7 protein-coding genes are annotated in these 5,624 nt (G+C 59.1%); 5 read left to right on the forward strand and 2 right to left on the reverse strand.

Annotated elements, in window-relative coordinates; genetic code table 11:
• Positions 1-259, reverse strand: a 259-nt coding sequence (locus DBR20_RS15885) for a hypothetical protein (RefSeq protein WP_146187029.1), incomplete at its 3' end; no start/stop codon positions are given.
• Positions 260-434: 175 nt separating this feature from the next.
• Between DBR20_RS15885 and DBR20_RS15890 the strand changes: the two genes are divergently transcribed.
• The 3 genes from DBR20_RS15890 to DBR20_RS15900 all read left to right on the forward strand — a co-directional run bounded on the left by DBR20_RS15890 (position 435) and on the right by DBR20_RS15900 (position 3,123).
• Positions 435-845: a helix-turn-helix domain-containing protein gene (locus DBR20_RS15890; RefSeq protein WP_108266839.1), complete on the forward strand. Its 411-nt coding sequence runs from the start codon at positions 435-437 to the stop codon at positions 843-845.
• Between the two features lie 516 nt (positions 846-1,361).
• On the forward strand, positions 1,362-2,498 hold the full coding sequence (locus DBR20_RS15895; protein ID WP_108266840.1) for a hypothetical protein: 1,137 nt from the start codon (positions 1,362-1,364) through the stop codon (positions 2,496-2,498).
• A gap of 313 nt (positions 2,499-2,811) precedes the next feature.
• On the forward strand, positions 2,812-3,123 hold the full coding sequence (locus DBR20_RS15900; protein ID WP_108266841.1) for a hypothetical protein: 312 nt from the start codon (positions 2,812-2,814) through the stop codon (positions 3,121-3,123).
• Positions 3,124-3,354: 231 nt separating this feature from the next.
• On the opposite strand, the gene DBR20_RS22185 is transcribed toward DBR20_RS15900, so the two are convergent.
• Positions 3,355-3,492, reverse strand: coding sequence for a hypothetical protein (locus DBR20_RS22185; protein WP_181393108.1), 138 nt, complete (start codon positions 3,490-3,492; stop codon positions 3,355-3,357).
• A 191-nt stretch (positions 3,493-3,683) separates the two neighbouring features.
• Between DBR20_RS22185 and DBR20_RS15905 the strand changes: the two genes are divergently transcribed.
• A complete protein-coding gene (locus DBR20_RS15905; protein ID WP_108266842.1) occupies positions 3,684-4,643 on the forward strand; it encodes a hypothetical protein in 960 nt (319 codons plus the stop codon).
• A gap of 474 nt (positions 4,644-5,117) precedes the next feature.
• Positions 5,118-5,624: hypothetical protein (locus DBR20_RS22380; protein ID WP_219927822.1), on the forward strand; the 507-nt coding region annotated here is incomplete at its 3' end.

A 5,624-nucleotide genomic window follows, 5' to 3' on the forward strand; every position in this document is an offset into this window, starting at 1 on the left:
CAACCATGTAGACGACGGCAGTGGCAGCACCCAGCCATGCATCGATTGAGAGGTTCCACATCACCCAGGCGATGTGGAAGACCCAGAAGATGATCGGGGACAGGATCCCGATGGCCTTCTGCAGCTTGATGCGGTTGACGACGATGTTGTTCTGGAAGTGAGGCAAGGGCAGACGACCATTCTTCAGGCTTAGATAGGCCCGAATGGTCAGAGGGATGAGGAAGAAAGCCATTACCAGGTTGTAGATGACGGTTCCCATGTGGAGTTGCTCCTTTGTTGTGTGAATGGCCAAAACGCCTTCCGTGGCTCGAGTCGTGGAGCTACCGCACGCTCGGCGGGATCACTTGACTGGCACCTCTATCTGCGAGATAGAGTCTGCCACGGCGATAGAGGCTTTGTCATGATTCCGAGGACCTTTGCATACCCATTAACCGGTGCCCGAGACCTCACCCCGCGCTCTCTTCGCTGCTCGTTTGGCCCAAGCGCGGCAACTGCGCGGCCTGAGCCAGCGCGCCCTTGGAGATCGCATGGGTCTCGGTAAAGAGAAGGGTTCTTCGCGGATCAACCGCTACGAGCACCAGGTCACGGCCATCGGATTCGATAACCTTGGGGTGCTGGCTCAGATTCTGGATGTCCCGGTGTCCTACCTGCTGGCCACTGACGCACCGATGGCTGACGCGATCCTTGCTCTGTCCCAAGCCGACGAGGGCCAGCGCGATACGCTGGCCACTCTGATTCCTGCGCTGGTTCAAGACCCGGCATTGCTCTCATCTCTGAAAGCACTACTGCAGCAGCCCAAGCAGGAGCAGGCGGAGTCAATGAAGGCCTTAGGTGTAAAGACCTAGTAGGGTCCGAATCCTGCAATATGCAGGTGGTTCTCCCAAGAGCCAGCTACTGTGCCCGGCCTCACGGCCGGCACTATGCCGCCACCGTACGCCGGCAGATCGCTACGGCAACAGCAGTACGCCCTGAGGGCGCTTAAGCTACTTTCTGGAGAGCAATCTCCCAACAAGCGAGAGGCGCTTGATCGTTAATGTTTCGTTGCGCACCTCCGACTAGGCACCGCCTCCCGGCGCGAACCTCATCAATGCCGCAACCGCGCCTTCAGGGCATGCTAGTGGCCTAGGCCCGATGAAGAGCGCCCGGGATCACACCCGGTCCCCGGCCTTCCCTCTAGGCGAACCTGCTCCAACCCTTTCTCAATCCACCCGGGATCGCCAAAGCTTGCATGAAGCCTGGCCGTGGACCACGTGTATGCGAACATCTGAACAAGGCGTCCAGCTGGGACTGCTGGAAACGAAGGCCAAGTCACAATTCAGCTTTCTGGTGCCGGATATAGGTAACCCCTATCCGAGGTAGCTATGCGACACATTTCCAATGCCCACTTCTACCAAGCTGAGGTCACCCAGGTCGATCGGTGGGATCACGGTCCACTTGAACTGATCTTCATGGGTGGGTCGAAAGCTTTAGGGCTCGAGCAGACTGCCCATATCCATGAGTGGAACTCGACGCAGCGGGCCGGATTCCTCAGATCCAGCGAGGCAATGGATGGCCTCAAGGCATCGATCCCGTGCCTCGAGGATCGCCGGAATCCAAACATGATCCTGGTTCCAACGTGCGATGGAACCTCAGAATTGGATGTAATGCTGGCAGGTTTGCTTCCGGACGCCCTGCTTCAGCAGCACAATCTGGAGCGCCGCCGAACAGTCATGAACTTGATATTCGGCCATCGCTCCCTGGATTCAGGATACGGCTCGCGTGCCCGTGCCGCGTTCTCTCAGCATGTGTGGTCGGTTCTATCGCCACGCGCTCGACTTGGAGTGAACGCATTCTCAGCGAAATCGCCGCTGCGCCTGCTTGCGGGAGACACCAGGTTCTGGGCACATCGCATTTATCGTCTTGCACTGGATCGTCGCGACACCTACTTCGAGCCGACAGATCACGAAGAGGATTCATGGAAGCCGGTAGACGTTCTACGCGAACGCATCCTCGCTCCGATTCCCCAAGCAGAACGGCATAAGTTCAGGGTGGATCGTCCACTGATGGGTGGAGATATCTGGGATGTATTCGACAGTAATGAGCGAGAGGATGTCATCCGGTGCGCGGTGGATGGCGACGGCGTCATGGAATCACTTGATCCGCTGATCGAGCTTCTTCACTCCCATCGCGCGCACGAAGATTTTTCAGACGCAAATTCCTGGATCAAGGAAGACTTCGAGCGTAGCTTCTACTCCAAGCGCGCACGCCTCAAGGTCGATCTCGTTGAAACCATCGATGATGCGCCCGCCTACGATCTCGATGAGAACGAACCATACGACCAGGTTCTGTTCCGAGACGTGATCGCCATGCTCGACCAGAAAGAGCGGCGGCTCGTTCTTGCCCTCCGCATGGGCAAGAACGCCTCAACCATTGCCCGAGAATCTGGCCTCCACGGTCATGCCTCTGTATCCAGGCGGATCAGCGCACTCAAGGCGAAGCTAGCCCATGTTCTGAAATGACCCCACTTCTGGGACACTACAGGCTTCCTCCGCAATCTGGACATGACCGGCGTCTCGTACATCGCAGCACAGATGACACGCCGGGTGTACTTCCCGTGTCGCATCGGCAAGGGACCGCGAGCCGTGCCCTGCCCAAAAAAGTGGTGAAGATCGACGCCCCCATCTGGTCGAGAGGAACGCCCGGGACTAAGCCACGTTTGAACAAGATGTTGCAGCAACGCCTGTAGCGCCCGGTTCTACAATCGAGGTACCTCGCGCTCTGACGGAGCACCTGATTCAATGCGTCTCGGAAATTCCAGCCAAAGGTCTACCCATGCACATCACGAACCTGACGTTTCTTGCGTTCTCCATCAACGGCGCAGTTGACACGGGACGGTACGATCACATCACCATTGAAGTCGTTGTGAAGCACATTGAGGCGGGGACAGTCTTCTCATACCTCCAGGATGAACTGGAGGAAGATCTGGATCTGAGCATGTTCGACACCGCGACCAGGGATCAGTTGCTGGAGGAGTGGAAGGGCCTGCTGAATGCTGTTGACGCACGGCGCAAATTTGGAGTCCGGCGCAGCGGCCTCTGCCTGCTCGTGGCATATCTCATCGAAGGCGTCCAGCGCCGCCTCTAACGCAGAGCGAGACCCGTCCTGTATCACGCGGTGACAGCGCAGTTGATATAGGACGGGCCTCAGCGGGCATTTCGGTCCCACGACGCGATGACCCGAAGGATCCCAGAAGACGGCCAGAAGGACCTAGCCCACCGGCCAAGGCCCTCTCATCACCCCAGCAACGGTCACCCGGCCCAGCCCTGCTTGTGGCAGCTGCCTGACTGACTGGCCGCCCACGCAACTCATCGCCGGTCAGTCACCATCGGTGCCGGCGATCAGATCCGATTGGACCACATCCGTGTTTCCCCGCCACCAGATGTCGGCAAGCACAGATTGATCATCAGTTTCGATGAAATTCGATTTCAGATCGTGGGTAGCGCGCTGCACCATGCCTGGTCGCTGTCAGACGGCATCAGACGCGCACCTGGCATCAGGGTGTGTCATTGACATCCCCAGTAGCCGCGACGCCACCTACCAGCCAGAGTTACTGACACGACTCACACCAATGGTGGTGGACGCACAGTGGATACCTTCATATGGCAGGCCTGAGTCAGTCGGCCCCTAACCAACCTGGAGCCGTGATGTCCACTTCCCTCCTACGCTTTCTACGCACCGCGCTTCTTCTAATGCAGCCGTTCCTGGCTCTTGGCTGTTCCAAACCGCCCCAGTCTGTGCAGGCTGTGCCCGGGACAGCTGTCAGCCTGGCGCCACCATCCGGGTTTATTCCCGCAACGAACTTCACGGGCTTCGTGAGCGAAAATGGCGAGGCGAGCATCCTGATCGCGGAACTTCCCGGCCGAGCCGGTGAGGCAGTCAGCAAGTTGTTCGCGGACGAAGATGTTGCACGTCTCCAGTTCGCCAGCCAAGGAGTGCGGGTTGAACATATGGAATGGCTCACCGTTGAGGGGCACCTCGTTCCAGTAGCGGTGGGAACTCAGGACGCCTATGGCCGCACCTTCGGCAAGTGGATGGCGCTCCTCTCTACATCGCCAGTCATCATGATCACCGTACAGGCTCCGACTGACCACGCGCTGACACACAAGGAAGCGATGGCAGCGCTGGCGTCGGTCAAGCTTCGCCTGGCGGCCTCGCTGGAAGAGAAGCTCGCCGACCTTCCGTTCACTGTGGCGCCCCAAGCTCCTTTCCGCATCCTCGAGGTTCTTGGGGGTTCATCGGTGGTCCTGACGGCAGGCGAACTGGATACCGACCCCGAAGGTCGCCAGCCATTGGTCGTCATCGCTTCGCAACTGTCGCTGCCCTTCAGTTCAGATGACCTTGCCGTTGTGTCTGATCAGCTGATTGCTGGCTCACGCAGGATCCAGGACGGCACGATTGTGTCGAGACAAGACATCGTGTTCGCGGGTATCAAGGGGCAGCGCGTAGATGGGCGCATGCCTGACGGTGGCACTTACCAGCACTATCTGGCCCTCTGGCCAGGCGATCGCTTTGTTCGCCTGGTAGCGATCCTACCCGCGGGAGCCAGCGCAGAGACGCAGGGCGCCGTCGACGCGATCGTTGCCTCCACCAGATTCCGGGATTGACCGAGGGTCTGAGAGATGCCTCATTTCACTCACTCCTCGAGAGTTTTTGGCTGCTCGCAGCCCTACTCTGGCTGCTACTCGTCGGCGTATTCGTCCATGCCGGGTTCCAGCCAGATGACTATCGGCCAAGCCACAGCGAGGCCTTGATCCTGCCCTATCCGATGGCCTCGATAGCGGAGTACACCGCAGGTCAATTCCTGTGACGATAGGCGCACTACTGTAGTAGCCACAGGCCTCCGGCCTGTCCACCGCTGAGAGATTGGATCAATCACCTCCACTCAAGACGGAAAGTAGTGAATCAGTCGCTTGTGTGCAGCGCGACCTTTCGAGACCTCGTGATCTGCCACCATCGATAGGTGCCATGTCCAGATGGACGACGAACGCAGACATTTTCGCAATAGTTCTATCGCCCCTAAGGGACGCGACCGACCAACATGTCAGACCGGCCGGAGGATGTCCGCCCTTGGATCTGCCATGCACAAGCTCTTGATCTCGCTCGCGGCATTCGTGCTACTAGTGCCAGCCTCACGCAGCATCGCTGCACCAGTCATTGCCGCACCTCAGCGTGCCTCGCCATCCGATCTTCTTGTTGAGCTTCACGGCGCGCCTACTGCTCACATTCAGAGCGGCGCTGCCGCCGAACAACGCCTCGAGTCGCCCCCTGCGCCTCCCACTGCTCCGTGGCTGGCAGGGCCCCTCACCCTGCTGCTGGCAGCCGAAGTCACGCTTCTGATCCCGGAAGGCTACTCCTTCCTCCCCCCTGCCGACGCCGCAGAACTGGCAGGGTTGCCACTTCATCCAGGGATGCCTGGACTGATTCGGCACGGAGCTGGAAGTACACACGTAGCTGTGTGGTGGCCCGAGACCGGCTACTACCCGCCGCACGCCCTACACGTCGATCCCGTCGCCACACTAGAGGCGCTGCAACCAGCCAGGCTCAAGACCCTTATCCCAATGGATATGGATGCCAATGAAGGCGCA

The sequence above is a fragment of the Stenotrophomonas sp. HMWF023 genome, assembly GCF_003060985.1.
GTDB classification, from domain to species: Bacteria; Pseudomonadota; Gammaproteobacteria; order Xanthomonadales; family Xanthomonadaceae; genus Stenotrophomonas; species Stenotrophomonas lactitubi.

Coding starts and splice junctions, on each gene's coding strand:
- DBR20_RS15895 (WP_108266840.1), top strand. CDS start 1,362: ATGCGACACATTTCCAATGCCCACTTCTACCAAGCTGAGGTCACCCAG.
- DBR20_RS15900 (WP_108266841.1), top strand. CDS start 2,812: ATGCACATCACGAACCTGACGTTTCTTGCGTTCTCCATCAACGGCGCA.
- DBR20_RS22185 (WP_181393108.1), bottom strand. CDS start 3,492: ATGGTGCAGCGCGCTACCCACGATCTGAAATCGAATTTCATCGAAACT.
- DBR20_RS15905 (WP_108266842.1), top strand. CDS start 3,684: ATGTCCACTTCCCTCCTACGCTTTCTACGCACCGCGCTTCTTCTAATG.